Genomic DNA, 20,631 nt, shown 5'->3' on the forward strand with positions numbered 1-20,631 from the left:
CTTGCCGGCTGGCCAGCGAAGGGCGAGGCTGCATGGGCTATAACCTGGAATCACACACCTTATGACAATTAACGCCTTTACCTACAAGGCTATGGCCTGGCTGATCGCCACGCTGATAATGTTTTCTGGAGATGTTGGCATGGCGAGCAGCCTGAGATTAGCGGACCCCTCGGAACTGGCCGGTACCTGGCAGGTTCACCTGCGACAGCAGCCACAGAACACCTGTGCACTCAAACTTGAGCCGGATCAAACCCTGGGCGGCGATGTTCAATGCCTGGCCGGCTGGCTCGGGCAACTCCCGGTCGGCTGGTTCACCGAGCCCGATGGTATATCGCTGACCAATAAGGACGGCAGTCGGATTATTCATCTTGGCCGACAGCAAAATGGGCGCTACCAGAGTAATAAACAATCGGATCCCGCCATTGTGTTACAGCGTGACTGAAGTCGAGAGTACAGCTGTAGGCTGAATAATTATCCCTGCGTGGATACATGCATTCATTGCCGTTATTAACGGTCGGGTAAATAACCCCAGCGCTCTAGCGTCATCAGAGGGCGTTCGTTCGCCTGTCAGTTGCCTGTATTAAAAAAATGCCTGGACTCGCTTCGCGGCAGTTTATTGGATCCGTGTCGAACTTCGACACGCTATATCAGCTCGGGAAAGACTAATGAGTATGGCGAAGACCACGCCCACTGCACCGCTATTGAAAGCGCTGGGCGACTATAAAAACATTTTGATCAGCGTGGGCTGCTTTACCGCGTTGATCAACCTGCTGATGCTGGTGCCGTCGATCTACATGCTCCAGGTGTATGACCGGGTGCTCTCGTCGCAGAACGAAACCACCCTGGTGATGTTGTCACTGATGGTGGTGGGGTTCTTCGTGTTCATCGGGCTGCTGGAGATCGTTCGCAGCTTTATCGTGATCCGCATCGGCAGCCAGTTGGAGCGGCGCTTCAACCTGCAGGTCTACCAGGCGGCGTTCGAGCGCAATCTGTTCAAGGGCGAGGGCAACGCCGGCCAGTCACTGGGCGATCTGACCCATATCCGCCAATTCGTCACCGGCCCCGCATTGTTTGCCTTCTTCGATGCACCGTGGTTTCCGGTCTACCTGTTCGTGATCTACCTGTTTAACGTCTGGCTGGGTGTATTCGCCACCGTTGGCGCCGTGCTGCTGATTGGTCTGGCGTTCCTCAACGAAGCCATGACCAAAAAACCGCTGGCCGAGGCCGGAGGCTATTCGCAACAGTCCACCCAGTTAGCCACCAGCCACCTGCACAACGCCGAGACCATTCAAGCGATGGGTATGTTGGGAGCGCTGCGCAAACGCTGGTTCCAGGTGCATTCGCGGTTTCTCGGCTTGCAGAACCAGGCCAGCGACACCGGTGCGGTGATCAGTTCGTTGAGCAAAACCCTGCGCCTGTGCCTGCAATCACTAGTGCTGGGATTGGGTGCGTTACTGGTGATTCAGGGCCACATGACCGCCGGGATGATGATCGCTGGCTCCATTCTGATGGGACGGGTGCTGAGCCCCATCGATCAGCTGATTGCGGTGTGGAAGCAGTGGAGCGGGGCGAAGCTGGCTTATCGGCGCCTGGATGCCTTATTGCGAGAGTTCCCGCCCAGTGACGAGGCAATGGCGCTGCCGGCGCCAAAGGGGCAGGTCAGTTTCGAACAGGTCAGCGCCGCCCCGCCGGGCCAGCGGCAGGCGACGTTGCACCGAGTCAGCTTCACTCTCGGTGCCGGGGAAGTGCTGGGTGTGCTGGGTGCCTCTGGTTCCGGCAAATCCACACTGGCCCGGGTGCTGGTGGGTGTCTGGCCGACCCTGGCCGGCATGGTGCGCCTGGACGGCGCGGACATCCATCGCTGGAATCGCGACGACCTTGGTCCCTACATCGGCTATTTGCCCCAGGACATCGAACTGTTCAGCGGCACAGTGGCCGAGAACATCGCGCGTTTTCGCGAGACGGATCCACAGAAAGTGGTCGAGGCCGCGCAGCAAGCAGGTGTGCATGAGCTGATCCTGCGCCTGCCCCAGGGCTACGACACCCGTCTTGGGGAAGACGGCAGCGGATTGTCGGGGGGCCAGAAGCAGCGCGTGGCCTTGGCTCGGGCGCTGTATGGCGGCCCGAGCCTGGTGGTGCTCGACGAGCCGAACTCCAACCTCGACACCGTCGGTGAGGCGGCGCTGGCCAGTGCCATCGCACAGATGAAAGCCCAGGGTATCAGCGTGATTCTGGTGACCCACCGTTCTTCGGCGTTGGCCCAGGCGGACAAGTTGCTGGTGCTCAACGAAGGCCAGTTACAAGCCTTCGGCCCCAGCCAGGAAGTGCTCAAGGCGCTGTCCGGCGTACAACCACAGCCACAGCCGCCACGGGACTCACCGGCCGGGCTGAGCATGAGCCGCCAGTACCAGACACCGACCCGGAGTTCCGGGGTATGAGCAAGGATCGCGACATGACAATCGAACAGGCTTACCTGCCGGAGCGCCCTGAACGAGACGCCGGTTTTTTCGCCCGCATGGGCTGGATACTCGCAGTGGTCGGTGCTGGCAGCTTTTTCCTGTGGGCCAGTCTGGCGCCACTGGATCAAGGGATCCCGGTGCAGGGCACGGTGGTGGTGTCTGGCAAACGCAAGGCCGTGCAGTCGATGAGTGGCGGGGTGGTCACGCGGATTCTGGTGCGTGAAGGTGAAACGGTGAAACAGGGCCAGCCATTGTTCCGCCTCGACCAGACCCAGGTCGAGGCTGACGTGCAGTCGCTGCAAGCCCAATACCGGATGGCCTGGGCCAGCCTGGCACGGTGGCAGAGTGAGCGTGACAACCTCAAGCAGGTGAGCTTTCCGTCAGAGCTGAGCAACGACCCCGACCCGCGTCTGGCGCTGGTTCTGGAAGGCCAGCGACAACTATTTAGCAGCCGACGTGAAGCCTTTGATCGTGAGCAGGCCGGGTTACGCGCGAACATCGATGGCGCCACCGCGCAACTCTCCGGGATGCGGCGGGCGCGCACCGACCTGACGGCGCAGGCCGAATCCCTGCGCCAGCAATTGGTTAACCTGCAGCCCTTGGCGGACAACGGTTACATCCCGCGCAACCGCTTGATGGAATACCAGCGCCAACTCTCCCAGGTGCAACAGGAACTGGCGCAAAACAGCGGTGAAAGCGGGCGCGTGGAGCAGGGCATTGTCGAGACCCGCCTCAAGCGGCAACAGCATGCCGAGGAGTACCAGAAAGAGGTGCGCAGCCAGTTGGCCGAGGCCCAGCTCAAGAGCCTGACCCTGGAACAGCAACTGACCTCCGCTGGCTTTGACCTGCAACACAGTGAAATCGTCGCCCCGGCCGATGGCATCGCGGTCAACCTCGGGGTGCACACCGAAGGCGCGGTGGTTCGCCCCGGCGACACCTTGCTGGAGATCGTGCCGCAAGGCACCCGCCTGGAGGTGGAAGGCCACCTGCCGGTCAACCTGATCGACAAGGTCGGCAGCCAGCTGCCGGTGGACATCCTTTTCACCGCGTTCAACCAGAGCAAAACCCCACGGGTTCCCGGCGAGGTCAGCCTGATCTCGGCGGACCAGATGGTCGATGAAAAAACCGGCGTGCCGTACTACGTACTGCGTAGCAGCGTCAGCGACGTGGCCATGGAAAAACTCAACGGGTTGGTGATCAAACCGGGCATGCCGGCGGAAATGTTCGTGCGCACCGGTGAACGCTCGCTACTCAACTATTTGTTCAAACCTCTGCTCGACCGGGCAGGCTCCGCATTGACCGAGGAATAAGGATGTCCCGTCGCATGAGCAAGCTTTCCATACTCGGGACCGCCATCGCACTGCTGGTGTGCACACAGGTTCAGGCCATGGGGCCATTCGATGTCTACGAGCTGGCGTTGCGTAATGATCCGGTGTTCCTCGGCGCCATCAAGGAACGCGATGCGGGCCTGGAGAACCGCACCATCGGTCGTGCCGGCCTGCTGCCAAAGCTGTCGTACAACTACAACAAGGGCCGCAACAACTCCAAGGCCACCTACCTGGACGAAAACCGCCGCAATCGTACCGATGATCGCAACTACGACAGCTATGGCTCGACCTTCACCCTGCAACAGCCACTCGTGGACTACGAGGCCTACGCGGCTTACCGCAAAGGCGTGGCCCAGTCGTTGTTTGCCGATGAAACCTTCCGTGGCAAGAGCCAGGAGCTGCTGGTTCGAGTGCTGACGTTCTACACCCAGGCATTGTTTGCCCAGGACCAGATCGACATCGCACAGGCGAAGAAAAAGGCCTTCGAACAGCAGTTCCAGCAGAACGAGCACCTGTTCCGCCAGGGTGAGGGCACCCGCACCGATATTCTTGAAGCGGAATCGCGTTACGAGTTGGCCACTGCCGAAGAGATCGAGGCGCGCGACGAACAGGACGCCTCGTTGCGTGAACTGGGCGCGCTGATCGGAGCCCCGGACATCGACATCAACGACCTGGAGCCCTTGGGCGAGTCCTTCCAGTCTTTCAACCTGCAACCGGCCAACTACGACAGCTGGCACGAACTGGCGCTGAGCAACAACCCGAACCTGGCCTCCCAGCGTCAGGCGGTCGAGGTGGCGCGTTATGAAGTGGAGCGCAATCGCTCGGGGCATTTGCCCAGGATCAGTGCCTATGCCACGGCGCGGCAGAACGAATCGGAAAGCGGCAACACCTACAACCAGCGCTATGACACCAACACCATCGGCATTGAAATCAGCGTGCCGCTGTACGCCGGTGGCGGGGTCTCGGCCTCGACCCGCCAGGCCAGTCGTTCGATGGAGCAGGCCGAATACGACCTGGACGCCAAGACCCGGGAAACCCTGATCGAACTGCGTCGCCAGTTCACCGGCTGCCTGTCGGGCGTGAGCAAACTGCGCGCTTATCAAAAGGCCCTGACTTCGGCCCAAGCGCAGGTGGTTTCGACCAGACAAAGCGTCCTCGGCGGCGAACGGGTCAACCTCGACGTGCTGAATGCCGAACAACAGGTGTTCAGCACCCGTCGCGACCTGGCCCAGGCCCGTTACGACTATTTGATGGCCTGGACCAAGTTGCGTTACTACGCCGGCGTCCTGGGTGAAGCGGACCTGGCCAAAGTGGACGAAGCCTTCCGCTCGCGTACGACAACCCGCTAACGAGCGCACCGCCCCGAAGCAGGGGGACTCAACAATAACAACACCAGAAAAGCGAGTTTTTATGAACACGGATGTACGTCGTTACCGTGCAGGGCCCATGGCCACCCGTTCGTTGTTGCTGATGGCAGCGCTCCCGGCGGCGGTGCAGGCCGCTTATCTTGATCCGGGGCAACCCCAGGATGCAGCCAGTTGGCGCACACCGGAGTACCAGGAGGACTGGGGCCTGGATCGCATGCAGGCGAATCAGGCTTACGCCGCCGGTATGACCGGCCAAGGCGTGAAAATCGGCGCCATGGACTCAGGCTTCGACCCCAACCATCCCGAGGCCGCGAGATTCCGTCCGGTTGTCGCCAACGGTATCGACGTCGGGGGTACGCCGTTCAGTGTCAGCGGTGTGCTCAACAGCAACAACGACTCCCACGGCACCCATGTCACTGGAACGATGGGCGCAGCCCGTGACGGTGTCGGCATGCACGGCGTGGCGTTCAACGCGCAGGTGTATGTCGCCAACACCAACCAGAACGACAGCTTCCTGTTCGGTCCAGGCCCTGATCCGCGCTACTTCAAGGCCGCCTATGACGCCCTCGCCGATGCCGGCGTGCGGGCGATCAACAACAGCTGGGGCAGCCAGCCCAAGGACGTCGATTACAAGACTCTCGAAAGCCTGCATGCCGCCTATGCCCAGCACTGGAACCGCAACACCTGGATCGATGCCGCGGCCGATGTCTCGCGTCGCGGGGTGATCAATGTGTTCAGCGCCGGCAATAGCGGTTATGCCAACGCCAGCGTGCGCTCGGCGCTGCCGTATTTCGAGCCAGACCTGGAAGGTCACTGGCTGGCAGTGTCGGGGCTGGATAAAAACAACCAGCAGAAATACAACCAGTGCGGCATCGCTAAATACTGGTGCATCAGCACCCCGGGCGCAAAGATCAACAGCACCATCGTCGGTGGCGGATACGCCAGTTACAACGGCACGTCGATGGCCGCGCCTCATGCGACGGGCGCGTTGGCCCTGGTGATGGAACGCTACCCGTACATGAGCAACCAGCAAGCCTTGCACGTGCTGCTGACCACCGCGACGCAGCTCGACGGTTCAATCACCGACGCGCCCACCGACCGGGTCGGCTGGGGCGTGCCCGACCTGGCTCGGGCGATGCGTGGGCCTGGGCAACTGCTCGGCGAATTCGACGCGAACCTGGGCGTCGGTCAGCGCGATGTGTGGAGCCATGACATTTCCGATAAGGCGCTGCTGCAGCGCCAGGCGGAAGATGCCGCCGAGCGCAGCGCGTGGCAACAGACACTCAAGGACAAGGGCTGGGAACACGGCATTGCGACCGACGCCAGTCAGCAGGACCAGACCGACTACGCCGTGGGCACGGCGCGCGCCGCCGCGGCCGCCCAACGCCTGTATGCCGGCAGCCTGATCAAATCCGGCGCCGGTCAGTTGGAGTTGACCGGCAACAGCACCTATCGCGGCGCAACCACCGTCAATGGTGGCTTGCTGACGGTCAATGGCTCGCTGAGTTCAGCGGTGACGGTCAACGACAGCGCCACCCTTGGCGGGTCCGGACGCGTTGGAGGCTTGACTGCCCGCAGCGGCGCCACCGTTGCCCCCGGCAATTCGATCGGGACCTTGCAGGTGAATGGAGACGTGACACTGGCACCGGGCTCGACCTATGCAGTGGAGGTGTCGCCTTCGGGCAGCGACCGGATCGTGGCAACGGGGATGGCCACGGTCCAGGGCGCGACGGTCAGTCTCGCGCTGGAAAACAGCCCGACACTGCTGAGCGCGACTCAAGTGCGCAGCTTGTTGGGACAGCGTTACGACATTCTGCACGCGGCAGGCGGCGTTCAAGGCCAGTTCGGGGCGGTGCTGCCCAACTACCTGTTTATCGGCGGCAGTCTCGACTACTCGGCGAGTGACGTGCAGTTGGCGATCGAACGCAACGGTACGTCGTTCGCCAGTGTCGGGCAAACCCCGAATCAACGTTCGGTGGCCGCTGCCGTCGAGCAACTGGGCACGGGCAACCCGGTCTACGAAAGCCTTTTACTGTCGCCGTCGGCCGCACCCGCGCAGCAGGCGTTCCAGCAGCTGTCAGGAGAAATCTATCCGGCGCTCGACACCTTGCTGATCAACGACAGCCGTTACCTGCGTGATGCGGTGGGGGAGCGCTTGCAGTATCAGGCGCCGGGTAGCAACGGTTGGGTCAAGGCACTGGGCGCCTGGGGGACGAGCGACGCGCACGACGACCACGCGGGGTCGACATCATCGATTGGCGGCTTGTTGGCAGGGGTCGACGGGGAGCTGGCAGAGGACACGCGACTGGGACTGGTGGCGGGGTATAGCGACAGTTCGCTGAACCTGGGCAGCGGCACCCATTCCCGGGCGCAGGTCGACAGCTATCACCTGGGCGCCTACGCCGGGCGTGAGCTGGGCGCGCTGCGCCTGAGCCTCGGCGGGGCCTACAGCTGGCACCGCGCGGACATCAAGCGTGACCTGCATTACGGCGACGTCAGCGCGAAACAGAAGGCCAAGGTCGATGCCGGCACCACCCAGCTGTTCACCGAAGCGGCCTACCGCCTAAACCTGCAACCGCTGGCACTGGAGCCCTTCGCCCATCTGGCCTATGTACACCTCGATACGGACGGCTTCAGCGAAAAAGGCGATGCCGCCGCGCTGCAAAGCGGCGAGGACACTCGTGATGCGGTGCTTGGCACCCTGGGGGTGCGCGCGCTGAAAACCTTCAACCTGTCCGGTCAACAGGCGCTCGACCTGGCGGGCACCCTCGGTTGGCAGCACACCTTGAGCGACACGGATTCGCAGGATCACCTGGCGTTCGCCAGCGGTGGCCCGACGTTCGCGGTGGAAAGTACGCCATTGGCGCGCGATGCCGCCCTGGTCGGTGTGCAGGCAGGGCTGGCGCTGGCCAGGGACGTGCGCTTGAACCTCGATTACAGCGGCCGTCTGGCCAGTGACGAGAGCAGTCATGGGGTAGGGCTGAGCCTGAACTGGCAGTTCTGACCCACGCAGCAAACCCGGCCGGGAACGGTCGGGCAATAACAACAACAGCAAAACAACTAAGGATGGTGGTTGGATGAACGTGCAACCGGTTCAAGCAAACGCAATATTCACCTTGAAAACCCTCAACCGCGCCTTGCTCTGTGCGCTGGCGACCCTGGGAACCGCCCAGGCCGCGCCCTATGAGGAAACCGGCAAGGTCGGCGATGCCAACAGCTGGCGCAGCGCCGAGTTCAATGCCGAGTGGGGCCTGGGAGCGATCAATGCCCAGGACGCCTACGCCGCCGGCTACACCGGCAAGGGGGTGAAACTGGGGATCTTCGACCAGCCGGTGTACGCCCCGCACCCGGAGTTTTCCGGTGAAAACAAAGTGATCACCCTGGTCACGCAAGGTATTCGCGAATACACCGACCCGTACATCCCGGTCAAAGCCGGCGATGCCTTTCTGTATGACGGATCGGCATCGGTGGGTTCGGACGGCAAGCTAGGTTCCCACGGCACCCACGTCGGCGGGATCGCCGCTGGCAGCCGCGACGGCAGCCCGATGCACGGCGTGGCGTTCAACGCGCAAATCATCAGCGCCGACAACGGCGATCCGGGCCCGGAAGACGGCATCATCCTGGGCAACGACGGCGCGGTGTACAAGGCCGGTTGGGACGCCCTTCGCGACAGTGGCGCGCGAATCATCAACAACAGTTGGGGCATCGGCATCACCGACCGCTTTGACCAGGGTGGTCGCGATCCGGCATTCCCGCACTTCACGGTGAACGACGCTCAACTGCAGTTCGACCAGATCAAACCCTTGCTCGACACCAAACAGGGCGGTGCCTACCGTGGCGCCATCGATGCCGCCCGCAGCGGCATCGTGACTATTTTCGCCGCCGGCAACGACTACAACCTCAACAACCCGGACGCCATCGCCGGCCTGGGCTATTTCGTCCCGGATATCGCCGCCAACTGGGTTACCGTGGCCGCGTTGCAAAAGAATCCGGACGTTGCCAGCGCCGACCCGTACATCATCAGCACCTTCTCCTCGCGTTGCGGCTACACCGCAGGTTTCTGCGTGTCGGCACCGGGCAGTCGCATTTACAGCGCGGTCATTGGCGGTACCAACGCCGACAACCTGACCATGGATTACGCCAACAAGAGTGGGACCTCGATGGCCGCTCCCCATGTGGCGGGCGCTGCGGCGGTGTTGATGGAGCGCTTCCCGTACATGACCGGCGCGCAGGTCGCCAGCGTGCTGAAAACCACCGCCACCGACATGGGCACACCGGGCATCGACTCGCTGTACGGCTGGGGCATGATCAACCTGCGCAAGGGCATCGACGGCCCCGGCATGTTCGTCGCCGACGCCGATATCCCGCAGGAATTTCGCGTAGAGGGTGCCTATGGCAACGGCCAGTTCGTCGCCGATCTGCCGGGCATCGGCGCGGTCATCGATGCCGGCAAACCCACGCAACGGCTGTGCACTGACCTCAGCTGCGGCATGGATGTCTGGGGCAACGACATTTCCGGTCACGGCGGCTTGACCAAGCAGGGTATCGGCACGCTGGTGCTGACCGGCAGCAACACCTACAGCGGCCCGACCCTGGTCAATCAGGGGCGACTGGCGATCAATGGTTCGCTGGATTCGACGGTGACCGTCAACGACAGCGGTATCCTTGGTGGTTCCGGGCGGGTCGGTGCACTGCACGCGAACAGCGGCGGCACGGTGGCACCGGGTAATTCGATCGGCACCTTGAACGTGGCCGGCGATGTCACCTTCGAGCCGGGTTCGACCTACGCCGTGGAAGTTTCGCCTACGAGTAGCGACCGCATCGTCGCCGGTGGCCAAGCCACCGTTCAGGGCGCAACCGTCAGCCTGTCCCTGGAGAACAGCCCAACCCTGCTCAGTACCACCCAGGTACGCAGCCTGCTGGGCACCCAGTACAACATCCTGCAAGCGGCTGGCGGTATCCAGGGTCAGTTCGGCGCGGTGTTGCCCAACTACGCGTTCCTCGGCGGCACCCTCGACTACTCGGCCACGGTTGTGCAACTGGAAGTCGGGCGCAACGGCAACAGCTTTGCCAGCGTCGGCCAGACCCCGAACCAGCGTTCGGTCGCCGCGGCCACCGAGCAACTGGGTGCCGGCAATGCCCTGTACGAAACCGTGCTGCTGTCGCCGGACGCTGCCAGCGCACAGCAAGCGTTCCAGCAACTGTCCGGGGAAATCCATCCGGCCATCGGCACCTTGCTGGTCAACGACTCGCGCTACCTGCGCGATGCCGTGGGTGAGCGCTTGCGCGATTACAGCCTGTATGACGCTGCCACCCCCGGTAGCGACGACAACAACGGCTGGGTCAAAGTGCTCGGCGCCTGGGGCAAGACCGATGGCGACCAGGGTGATGCCAACTACACCCATTCCATTGGCGGCCTGCTGGCCGGCGTGGACGGCTTGATCGCCGAAAACACCCGCCTGGGCTTCGTCACCGGTTACAGCGACAGTTCATTGAGCATGGGCGACGGTACCCATTCCTCGGCTTCGGTCGACAGTTATCACCTGGGGCTGTACGCCGGGCATCAGCTCGACGCGCTGCGCCTGAGTGTCGGTGGCGCCCACAGCTGGCACCGCATCGACAGCCAGCGGGAACTGCAGTTCGGCGACGTCAGCGCCAAGCAGAAAACCAAGCGCGATGCGCAAACCACCCAGGTGTTCACCGAGGCCGCTTACCGCCTGGACCTGCAACCGATGGCCCTGGAACCCTTCGCCAACCTGGCGTACGTGCACGTGGGCAGTGACAGCTTCACCGAAAAAGGCGGGGCGGCAGCGCTCAAGGGCGGCGACGACAACCGCGATGCCGTGCTCTCTACCCTCGGCCTGCGCGCCAGTCAGCGCGTGGCGCTCAGCGCTCAGCAGTCACTGGACCTGTCCGGGACTCTGGGCTGGCAGCACAACCTGAGCAACATCCACAGCGAAGAGAGCCTGGCCTTTGCCAACGGTGGCGGTACCCCGTTCAGCGTGCAGAGCGTGTCCATGGACCGCAACGCCGCGGTGGTGGGTGTACGCGCCGGCCTGGCGTTGGCGCGGGATGTCAGCCTGAACCTGGACTACAACGGCCTGCTGGGCTCCAACGACAAGACCCACGGCGTGGGACTGACCCTCGACTGGCAATTCTGATGGCCGCCTCACGCGCACAACCGCAACACGCAACCGCACTGACCAAGAGGCAAGACCATGGGTGTTTTTGATTACAGGAACTTCAGCGGCGAGGCCGGCAAGGCGCTGTACAGCGATGCCATCGCCTTGACGCTTTACGCCTACACGCCGACCGGCCAGCCGCTGGCGTCCGGCTGGACGCCGGTCACGGCCGGGCAATTGGGTTACCAGGGTACCGTGGGTGCCCAGGGTACTTTCTTTGGCGAGCAGGCCGGTTTCACCAGCGCCGAAGCTGAGGTGCTGGCCAGGTACGACGGGGCGGGCAAGCTGCTCGGCCTGGGCATTGCGTTTCGCGGCACCGGCGGCCTGGGGTACAGCGACACCTTCGGCGACATGAAGAACAACCTGCTGGCGGCCGTAGGTCCCACGGATTACGCGAAGAACTACGCCAAGAGTGCCTTCGACACCTTGCTCAAGGACGTTGCCGCGTTCGCCACCAGCCAGGGCCTCAGTGCCAGGGACGTGCTGATCAGCGGCCACAGCCTGGGCGGCCTGGGCGTCAACAGTGTCGCCGAGCTGAGCCGTGACCATTGGGGCGGCTTCTACAAGGACGCCAACTATGTGTCCTTCGCCTCGCCGACCCAAAGCTCGCCCGGTACCCAGGTGCTGAACATCGGCTATGAAAACGACCCGGTGTTCCGTGTACTGGATGGCACCACCTTCACCGCTTCGTCGCTGTACAAACACGACCAGCCCCAAGCGTCGGCGACCAATAACCTGGTCAACTTCAACGACCATTACGCCTCCACCCAGATGACCCCGTTCAGCATCGCCAACCCATCACACTGGGCGGCCCACGGCTCACTGGGTTATGCCGATGGCCTGAACCGGGTGATCGACTCGGCGTTCTACGACCTCACCCACAAGGACTCGACGATCTTCGTCTCGACCCTGTCCGAGAGCGCCCGTGGCAGCACCTGGATCGAAGACCTGGGCCGCAGTGGTGAAGCCCACACCGGTAGCACCTTCATCATCGGTACCGACAGCAACGACCTGCTGCGCGGCGGCAAGGGCAATGATTTCCTGGAAGGGCGCGACGGCAACGACAGCTTTCGCGATGGCGGCGGCTTCAACATCCTGCTCGGTGGCCAGGGGCAGAACCTGCTGGAACTGCAACAGCCGCTGCAGAACTTCAAACTGGCCCATGACGGCGACGGCACCTTGTACCTGCGCGACAGCTACGGAGGCATCAGCCTGACCCGGGACATCGATGCGCTGGTGATCAAGGCGTCAGGGATGTTCAACAAGGACGTCAACTACAGCGTCACCGACCAGGGCTTGCTCAGTGGCACTGATTTGACCCGTTACAACCACTCGCTCAATGGCGATGCCTATGGTAACTCGCTGGTGGCCAGCGCCGACGGCGACTGGCTGTTCGGTTTGGCGGGCAACGACCACCTGCAAAGCGACCAACAGCAGGTTACCTTCGTCGGCGGCGCGGGCAATGACGTCATGTCGGCCAGTGGCGCCAACAACACCTTCCTGTTCAGCGGGGCGTTCGGCTTCGACGCCATCAGCGGTTACCAAGGCAGCGACAAGCTGGTGTTCATGGGCGTGCAGGGTGCGGGGCAGGGCTACGACTACAGCCAGCATGTCTCGCAATCGGGTAACGACACCTTGCTCAAGGTTGGCGACTACGCCGTGACCCTGGTGGGCGTTGGCCTGGACAACCTGTCAGGCGCGGGGATCGTATTTGCATAAACGCAACGCAAGGTAATACGCAGGAACGTCCCGCCCGGCGGGGCGTTCCGGCTGCGTGAGCTATCTCTGACAATTCCAACAACGAGAGAGGCAATACCATGGCTGTCTATGACTACAAGCACTTCACCGCATCAGAATCCAAGGCGCTGTTCAGCGACGCGATGGCGATCGCGCTGTATGCCTATCACAACCTCGATAACGGTTTTGCCACCGGCTATCAGCACAACGGATTCGGCCTCGGGCTGCCGGCCACGCTGGTCACGGCGTTGATCGGCGGCACGGATTCGCAAGGGGCGATCCCTGGTATCCCATGGAACCCCGATTCGGAAAAAGCCGCGCTGGAGGCGGTGCAAAAGGCCGGCTGGACACCGATCACCGCCACGCAGTTGGGCTACGACGGCAAGGTCGACGGGCGCGGCACCTTTTTCGGCGAGAAGCCCGGCTACACCACCGCCCAGGTCGAGATTCTCGGAAAATACGATGCCCAAGGACAGCTCACGGAAATCGGCATCGCCTTTCGTGGCACCAGTGGTCCTCGCGAGTCGCTGATCAGCGACTTCAGCGGCGACGCGATCAATGACCTGATGGCTGCGTTCGGCCCCAAGGATTATGCGAAAAATTATGTCGGGGAAGCCTTTGGCGCGTTGCTCAAGGACGTTGCCGCCTTCGCCGTCGCCCATGGCCTGAGCGGCAAGGACGTGCTGGTCAGCGGCCACAGCCTGGGCGGGCTGGCGGTCAACAGCCTGGCGGACTTGAGCGGCGATCACTGGAACGGCTTCTACCAGGACGCCAACTACATCGCCTACGCGGCACCGACCCAGAGCAGCAGCGACAAGGTGCTGAACATTGGCTATGAAAACGACCCGGTGTTCCGCGTACTGGATGGTTCCGACTTCAACCTGGCGTCAGTGGGTGTCCACGATACGCCTCAGGATTCGGCCACCAACAACATCGTCAACTTCAATGACCACTACGCCTCGACGGCGTGGAACCTGTTGCCGTTCTCCATTTTCAACATCCCTACCTGGATTTCCCACCTGCCCACGGCCTACGGCGACGGCATGACCCGGGTGCTGGAGTCGGCGTTTTATGACCTCACGAGCAAGGACTCGACCCTGATCGTCGCCAACCTGTCGGACCCGGCACGCAGCAGCACCTGGGTGCAGGACCTCAACCGCAACGCCGAAACCCACAAAGGCAGCACCTTCATCATCGGCAGCGACGGCAACGACCTGATCCAGGGCGGCAAGGGCACTGACTACCTTGACGGAGGCGAAGGCAACGACACTTTCCGCGATGCCGGCGGCTATAACATCATCGAGGGGGGCGGCGGCTACAACAGCCTGGACCTGCAGCAGTCAGTGAAAAACTTCAGTTTCGCCAACGACGGCGCGGGCACCTTGTATATCCGCGACGCCAACGGCGGTATCAGCATCACCCGTGATATCGGCAGCCTGACCAGCAAGGAGCCGGGGTTCCTATGGGGGGTGTTCAAGGAGGACGTGGTTCACCGGGTCAGCGATGCCGGCCTGCTCTCGGACAAGGGCCTGACGCACTACGCGTCATCGGTGAAGGGCGATAGCGGTGCCAACACCCTCACGGCGCACGCCAGTGGCGACTGGTTGTTCGGACAGGACGGCGACGATCATCTGGTCGGGGGCCAGGGCAATGACGTGCTGATTGGTGGTGCCGGCAACGATCTGCTGGAGTCGGGCGGTGGTAGCAACAGCTTTGTGTTCAGTGGCAACTTTGGTCACGACCGGATCCTCGGTTTCCAGGGCAGTGACACCCTGGTGTTTCTCGGGGTCGCGGGCGTGGGGCAAGGGGATCCACTGCAGGGTCATGCCACAGCGGTGGGTGCCGATACGCTGCTGACCTTCGGCAACGACTCGGTGACCCTGGTGGGGGTGGGTCTGGACCACTTGGGCAGCACCAACCTGGTGATCGCCTGAGGTAAGAAAGCCTGGCGCGCGGTAGAGCGCGCCGGGCCGATCAAGGCTTATTTGTAGTGAATCACGATGCCTTTGAGTTTGCGCCCCTGAATGGACTGGATATCCCGGTCCCACAGCGGGCCGCTGACATAGGCCGACACTGGCTGGATCCGGTCATACACCACCACGACGGCATCACCGCCCATCGCGGCGGCTTCGGTGCGCAGCTTCTGCTCGATATCGGTCACTGGCGGTGGAGGCTCGACGCTGGCGTCAACGATCACTTCACCCACCCGGACATGGGGTCGCGTGGGTTCGACGCGCAGCACTTGCACCGACTCGGGCAGGGTGGGCGCAAAGTGCTCGCCGCCCACGTATTGGGTGGAGCTGGCGTTGATGTTGGCGCAGGCACTGAGGCCGAAAACGGTCAGGGCAATGGCCAACACCTTGAAACCCCGCACCGGCAGTGCGAAGTCCTTGAGGCTCAGGGGCGATTGATGGGTGTTCAAGCGGATACTCCTCTCTGGGGGGCGGCCATCAGGCTGTCAACGCTCCAAAGCATAGACACACTGGGCTGACCGGCCAGGCAGGCAGTGGATTTTTATCCGCTATGCCCCCGGCACTGGCGCCAGGGCATGCTCATGGGTGGCCCCGGCACCTTGTCGGTTTTGCGACAGGCGATCATTTTTCCTTGCGGATAGTGGCGACCTCGTCGGCCCTGACCTTGACCATGGCGCCGGAAATATCCTCGAACTCGAAGAAACCGTCCTTGGTGTGGGTGTCGGGCATGTCCTTGGTCAGATATTGCGTGCCGTTCTGCAGGGTCACGACGGTGGGTGTCGAGCAGCCCGACAGCGCCAGCAAGGCCACGACAGCAAACGACAACCCCTGAATGCGGATGTTCATAGCAAAAACCTCTCGTTCGAAAAACACATCATCGTCGCGATGCCTGGGCACCTGGCCGATTTCAACAGGCCGTTGGTCTACTGTGATCCCGGAAAGTTCGGTCACCCCCTGAAAAACGCCCGGTACCTCAATCAAGCGTAAACCCTGTGCAAGGAGCTGAAGCGCTCAAATGACCGCCATTGATCTTTTTCCGTTTGCCAGCAGCGGTGCCAGGCTGGTATCTGTACGCATAACCAGTATCTGCACGGCATGGCGCTCTCTTTGTGACACTCAATCCGCTCGATGATCCCTTCTACTACCTGAACAACTTTCAGCGAGTGCTCGCCTGGCTCGAGCAGCGCTATGCCGACGTGCTCAATGGACAGGAGCAGCAATTCATTGCCGATTTCGGCCGCTTGCCCCGTACCTCCCAGGCGTTGCTGGTGCGGATGGTGATGCGTAAGGGGCTGCATTTTCGCCTCGGCAAGTTGCAGTATCCCGAGATCGGCGACAGTGCCGAAGCCGCCGAGCCCTTGCTGGTGCTTGGCTGGGTGGACGAACGGGCACCGTTGTCGATCGACGACCTGTTCGAGGTGCTGCTCAAGCCGGAGATTGTTCAGTGCTTTGGTGCACTCATTGAGCAACCCAAGGCGAAAAAGCCGCAGTGGCTAGCGGCATTACGTGAGCGCTTCGACGAGCCACGGGCCTTCAATGACTGGTACCCGGCACTGGATGACCGGCTACTGAGCCTGACCATCATGGAGCTGGCCGACCGCTTGCGCTTGATGTTCTTTGGCAACCTGTACCAGGACTGGTCGGAGTTCGTGCTGGCCGATCTGGGCATCTTCACCTACGAGAGCGTCGAGTTCTGTACCGAATCCCGTGGTTTGCGCAGCCGCGACGACCTGGAGGTCTACCTCTATCTGCACCAGTGCCAGCAACGCTTTGAAGCCGGCGAGGAGGTCACGCAGGTGGTCGAACAGATCCACGCACTGCAAACGGCCAACCCCTGGCTTGAGCAACGGCGCGGCAAATTGCTGTTTCAGCTTGGGCAACACTGTGAGCGGGTGGCCGATTGGCCGGCAGCGCTGGCGATCTATCGCCAGTGCAGGTATGCCGGGGCCCGCTTGCGGCTGATCCGGGTGCTGGAGCGGTGCGCCGAGTTTCAGTTGGCACTGGAGCTGGCAAGCCACGCCGAGCAGGCACCGGAGAGTGCCGCCGAGCACCAGCAACTGCTGCGGGTCCTGCCCAGGTTGCGGCGCAAACTGGGCGGGCCGCCCGCATCACGGAGCAAGGCGCGGGAGGTTGAGCGCCTGGACCTGACCCTGGAATGGGCCGACCCGGCGTTGTCGGTGGAGTGCCTTGTCCAGGCGCATCTGGATGATCCCCGTGGGCCGGTGCATTACGTCGAAAACAGCCTGATCAATTCGTTGTTCGGGCTGCTGTGCTGGCCAGCGATATTCGCGCCGTTGCCCGGGGCGTTTTTTCACCCGTTCCAGCGCGGGCCTGCGGACTTGCTCAGCGAAGACTTCCATGCCCGGCGTGCGGACCTGTTCCAGGCCTGCCTGGCAGAACTTGCGGACGGGCGTTACGTCGCGACCATCCGCCAGCGTTTCCGTGACAAATACGCGGTACAGTCGCCCTTCGTGTTTTGGACCGTGCTCACCGAGGCGTTGCTGGAGCAGGCCCTGGCCTGCCTGCCCGCCGAGCACCTGAAACTCTGGTTCGAACGCCTGCTGCAGGACATCAAGGCCAACCGCGCCGGCATGCCGGACCTGATCCAGTTCTGGCCGCAGCAGAAAACCTACCGGATGATCGAGGTCAAGGGCCCGGGGGATCGCCTGCAAGATAACCAGCTGCGCTGGCTGGAGTTCTGCCGCGAGCACCAGATGCCCGTCGCCGTCTGCTATGTGCAATGGGCGGAGCCTGAAGGGTGAGCTATGGCATTGCGGTGCGTGCCCTGTGTGAATTCACCGCCAAGACCGGTGATCTGGACCTGCGCTTTACCCCGTCACCCACGGCGCTGGAAGGCATCGTCGGTCATCGCACCGTGGCCTCGCGGCGCAGCGCGTCCTATCAGAACGAAGTCGCGCTGCAAGGCCAGTACCGGCAGTTGACCGTCAAGGGCAGGGCGGACGGTTACGACCCCGGGCAGAACCGCCTCGAAGAAATCAAGACCTACCGGGGCGAACTGGAGCGCATGCCGGCCAACCACCGGCAGCTGCATTGGGCACAAGCGAAAATCTACGGCTGGTTGATGTGCCAGAAGCTGCAATTGGCTCACATCAACCTGGCACTGGTGTATTTCGACATCGTCGGCGAACAGGAAACCAGCCTGGTGGAAACCTGGAGCGCCACGGCGCTGGAGGACTTCTTCAACGTGCACTGCGGCTTGTTCCTGCACTGGGCCGAGCAGGAAATGGCCCATCGCGATGCCCGCAATCAAGGCACGCAGGCGCTGCGTTTCCCGCACCCGGACTTCCGGCCCGGGCAGCGCCATCTGGCGGAATCGGTGTTCAAGGCCGTCAGCACCGGGCGTTGCCTGATGGCCCAAGCCACCACCGGCATCGGCAAGACCCTGGGCACCCTGTTCCCGATGCTCAAGGCCTGGGTGCCCCAGCAGCTGGACAAAGTGTTCTTCCTCACGGCCAAGACACCGGGACGCAAGCTGGCGCTGGATGCCGCGCAAGTGCTGGTCGATAGCAGCAATGGCTTGCCGTTGCGCGTGCTGGAGATGGTTGCCCGCGACAAGGCCTGCGAGCACCTGGACAAAGCCTGTCATGGCGAGTCCTGCCCATTGGCCCATGGCTTCTATGACCGCTTGCCGGCGGCGCGGGCGGCGGCGAGGAAGCTCACGCTGCTCCATCAGGCCGCGCTGCGCGAGATTGCCCTCGAACACCAGGTATGCCCGTATTACCTGAGTCAGGAGATGGCCCGCTGGGCTGACCTGGTGGTTGCCGACTACAACTACTATTTCGACTTCAGCGCGCTGCTGTTCGGCCTGGCCCAGGCCAGCCAGTGGAAGGTCGCCGTGCTGGTGGACGAAGCCCATAACCTGGTGGAGCGCGGCCGCCAGATGTACAGCGCCAGCCTCGATCAATCGACCCTCGACAGCGTGCGCAAAACCGCGCCCGAGGCACTGAAAAAGAGCCTGCAGCGGGTCAACCGCGAGTGGAACGCCTTGCACAAGGAGCAGGTCGCGCCCTATCAGGCGTACGCCAGTGTGCCGGACAAGCTGCTGCAAACGCTCGCGTCCTGTACCGCAGCCATTGGTGATTACCTGAACGAACATCCCCGGGGGCTGGATGGTGCCTTGCAAGGCTTTTACTTCGACGCGTTACAATTCAACCGGGTGGCCGAACTCTTCGATGAACAGTTTCTGTTCGACATCAGCCAGCGTGAAACCAGGGGCAAGCGCAACTTGTCCCGGTTGTGCCTGCGCAACGTGGTGCCGGCCGGGTTCATTCGTCCACGGCTGACGGCGGCGCGCAGTGTGGTGATGTTTTCCGCGACCCTGGGCCCGCAACGCTACTACACCGACATGCTGGGTCTGCCGCCGGGCACGGTATGGGTCGAGGTCGAATCGCCGTTTCGCGCCGAGCAACTCAAGGTGCGGATCGTCAGCCAGATCTCCACCCGCTTCGTACACCGCCAGGCCTCCCTCGGGCCGATTGTCGAGCTGATGGCCCACCAGTTCATGGCGCGTCCCGGCAATTACCTGGCGTTTTTCAGCAGCTTCGATTACCTGCAACAGGTGCAGCAACTGCTCGCCGAACAGTGGCCGCAGATCACCCAGTGGGCACAGTCGCGGGGTATGGACGAGACGCAGCGCCAGGCCTTCCTCGACCGGTTCACCACCCGTAGCCAGGGCATCGGCTTTGCCGTATTGGGCGGCGCCTTTGGCGAAGGTATCGACTTGCCGGGGGCGCGGCTGATCGGTGCCTTCATCGCGACCCTGGGGCTGGCCCAACTGAACCCGGTCAACGAGCAACTCAAGCAGCGCATGGCCGTGTTATTCGGTGCCGGCTACGACTACACCTACCTGTTTCCCGGAGTGCAGAAGGTGGTGCAGGCGGCCGGGCGAGTGATACGTACCCAGCAGGACCAGGGGGTGGTGATGCTGATCGATGATCGCTTCGGCGAGCCCAAGGTCCAGCAGTTGCTACCGCGCTGGTGGTCGGTCGACGGTCGGCGCTGAGGCCCATTGAAACTCGAACAGGGTACAGGGGTAACCGTCGATGGGTTGCTGCTGACGAGTGAAATCACCCCCCGTCAGCTGCGGGATGACCCTGGCCCAGAACGCCCGGGCCGGCAGGTTGGCGTCGAGGTGGAAAATCTGCCAGTGCCCGGGTAACTGATCGAGCAGGGCCGCCACCGCATAGGCCCCCACCCCACGACCGCGATAGCGGCGGCCGACGAAGAAGTAACCGATGTTGTACTCGACGCCTTCGCAGTGCGCCTCGTCATCCACGGTGACGAAGCCGGCCAGGTCCCCGTCCACCTTGATCAGGAACGCCTGGGTCGACGGCTTGCGCCAGTAGTCGGGCTGGGGCTGTAGGTTGAACAGCCCATGGCGACCGAACTTCAGCGGCAGCCACTCACTGAAGTCGTACAGGTAGAACTGCATCAGGTTTTCGATGCACTCCAGTTCGTCCCGCTGTGCGCGCTGCAGTTCAATGGCGGCCATGGTGCGCGGCTCCTGATTACGACCCTGCCTATGATCTTAGTGTCCTGTCTCGCAAATACTGTTCCTTTTTGAC

General features: G+C 62.6%; 13 protein-coding genes. 10 read left to right on the top strand and 3 right to left on the bottom strand.

Annotated elements, in window-relative coordinates; genetic code table 11:
• Nucleotides 1-61: 61 nt before the first annotated feature.
• From CKW29_RS00425 to CKW29_RS00460, 8 genes are all read left to right on the top strand, one after another.
• Nucleotides 62-442 carry an AprI/Inh family metalloprotease inhibitor gene (locus CKW29_RS00425; protein ID WP_095147673.1) on the top strand — a complete coding sequence of 127 codons (381 nt, stop codon included), beginning with the start codon at nucleotides 62-64 and terminating at the stop codon, nucleotides 440-442.
• A gap of 223 nt (nucleotides 443-665) precedes the next feature.
• On the top strand, nucleotides 666-2,438 hold the full coding sequence (locus CKW29_RS00430; protein ID WP_095147674.1) for a type I secretion system permease/ATPase: 1,773 nt from the start codon (nucleotides 666-668) through the stop codon (nucleotides 2,436-2,438).
• Nucleotides 2,435-3,769, top strand: coding sequence for an HlyD family type I secretion periplasmic adaptor subunit (locus CKW29_RS00435; RefSeq protein ID WP_095147675.1), 1,335 nt, complete (start codon nucleotides 2,435-2,437; stop codon nucleotides 3,767-3,769). Before CKW29_RS00430 ends, CKW29_RS00435 begins: the two co-directional genes overlap by 4 nt.
• A gap of 2 nt (nucleotides 3,770-3,771) precedes the next feature.
• Nucleotides 3,772-5,136, top strand: a complete 1,365-nt coding sequence (locus tag CKW29_RS00440; RefSeq protein ID WP_095144124.1) for a TolC family outer membrane protein — start codon at nucleotides 3,772-3,774, stop codon at nucleotides 5,134-5,136.
• Between the two features lie 61 nt (nucleotides 5,137-5,197).
• Nucleotides 5,198-8,158 (top strand): autotransporter domain-containing protein, encoded by a 2,961-nt coding sequence (locus CKW29_RS00445; protein ID WP_095147676.1) that lies wholly within the window; start codon nucleotides 5,198-5,200, stop codon nucleotides 8,156-8,158.
• 73 nt (nucleotides 8,159-8,231) lie between these two features.
• A complete protein-coding gene (locus tag CKW29_RS00450; RefSeq protein ID WP_095147677.1) occupies nucleotides 8,232-11,315 on the top strand; it encodes an autotransporter domain-containing protein in 3,084 nt (1,027 codons plus the stop codon).
• Between the two features lie 57 nt (nucleotides 11,316-11,372).
• Complete coding sequence (locus CKW29_RS00455; protein ID WP_095147678.1) at nucleotides 11,373-13,055, top strand: polyurethanase; 1,683 nt, start codon at nucleotides 11,373-11,375, stop codon at nucleotides 13,053-13,055.
• Between the two features lie 98 nt (nucleotides 13,056-13,153).
• Nucleotides 13,154-15,007: a polyurethanase gene (locus tag CKW29_RS00460; protein ID WP_095147679.1), complete on the top strand. Its 1,854-nt coding sequence runs from the start codon at nucleotides 13,154-13,156 to the stop codon at nucleotides 15,005-15,007.
• Nucleotides 15,008-15,054: 47 nt separating this feature from the next.
• Here CKW29_RS00460 and CKW29_RS00465 read toward each other — a convergent pair whose 3' ends face one another.
• Entirely contained in the window at nucleotides 15,055-15,453 is a 399-nt protein-coding gene (locus CKW29_RS00465) for a hypothetical protein (protein ID WP_256584822.1), read from the bottom strand.
• 214 nt (nucleotides 15,454-15,667) lie between these two features.
• Nucleotides 15,668-15,892 (bottom strand): YgdI/YgdR family lipoprotein, encoded by a 225-nt coding sequence (locus tag CKW29_RS00470; RefSeq protein ID WP_095147680.1) that lies wholly within the window; start codon nucleotides 15,890-15,892, stop codon nucleotides 15,668-15,670.
• Between the two features lie 263 nt (nucleotides 15,893-16,155).
• On the opposite strand from CKW29_RS00470, the gene CKW29_RS00475 reads away from it, so the two are divergent.
• Both CKW29_RS00475 and CKW29_RS00480 read left to right on the top strand, forming a co-directional pair.
• Nucleotides 16,156-17,808 carry a VRR-NUC domain-containing protein gene (locus CKW29_RS00475; RefSeq protein WP_095147681.1) on the top strand — a complete coding sequence of 551 codons (1,653 nt, stop codon included), beginning with the start codon at nucleotides 16,156-16,158 and terminating at the stop codon, nucleotides 17,806-17,808.
• Entirely contained in the window at nucleotides 17,805-20,069 is a 2,265-nt protein-coding gene (locus tag CKW29_RS00480; protein WP_095147682.1) for an ATP-dependent DNA helicase, read from the top strand. Before CKW29_RS00475 ends, CKW29_RS00480 begins: the two co-directional genes overlap by 4 nt.
• Here the strand turns inward: CKW29_RS00480 and CKW29_RS00485 are convergent.
• Nucleotides 20,034-20,558, bottom strand: coding sequence for a GNAT family N-acetyltransferase (locus tag CKW29_RS00485; protein WP_095147683.1), 525 nt, complete (start codon nucleotides 20,556-20,558; stop codon nucleotides 20,034-20,036). The genes CKW29_RS00480 and CKW29_RS00485 overlap by 36 nt on opposite strands.
• Between the last annotated feature and the right edge of the window lie 73 nt (nucleotides 20,559-20,631).

Origin of the sequence: Pseudomonas sp. Irchel s3a18 (genome assembly GCF_900187535.1) — a bacterium.
In the GTDB taxonomy this organism is placed as follows: domain Bacteria; phylum Pseudomonadota; class Gammaproteobacteria; order Pseudomonadales; family Pseudomonadaceae; genus Aquipseudomonas.

Coding starts and splice junctions, on each gene's coding strand:
- CKW29_RS00440 (WP_095144124.1), top strand. CDS start 3,772: ATGTCCCGTCGCATGAGCAAGCTTTCCATACTCGGGACCGCCATCGCA.
- CKW29_RS00445 (WP_095147676.1), top strand. CDS start 5,198: ATGAACACGGATGTACGTCGTTACCGTGCAGGGCCCATGGCCACCCGT.
- CKW29_RS00485 (WP_095147683.1), bottom strand. CDS start 20,558: ATGGCCGCCATTGAACTGCAGCGCGCACAGCGGGACGAACTGGAGTGC.
- CKW29_RS00460 (WP_095147679.1), top strand. CDS start 13,154: ATGGCTGTCTATGACTACAAGCACTTCACCGCATCAGAATCCAAGGCG.
- CKW29_RS00450 (WP_095147677.1), top strand. CDS start 8,232: ATGAACGTGCAACCGGTTCAAGCAAACGCAATATTCACCTTGAAAACC.
- CKW29_RS00430 (WP_095147674.1), top strand. CDS start 666: ATGAGTATGGCGAAGACCACGCCCACTGCACCGCTATTGAAAGCGCTG.
- CKW29_RS00435 (WP_095147675.1), top strand. CDS start 2,435: ATGAGCAAGGATCGCGACATGACAATCGAACAGGCTTACCTGCCGGAG.
- CKW29_RS00470 (WP_095147680.1), bottom strand. CDS start 15,892: ATGAACATCCGCATTCAGGGGTTGTCGTTTGCTGTCGTGGCCTTGCTG.
- CKW29_RS00425 (WP_095147673.1), top strand. CDS start 62: ATGACAATTAACGCCTTTACCTACAAGGCTATGGCCTGGCTGATCGCC.
- CKW29_RS00455 (WP_095147678.1), top strand. CDS start 11,373: ATGGGTGTTTTTGATTACAGGAACTTCAGCGGCGAGGCCGGCAAGGCG.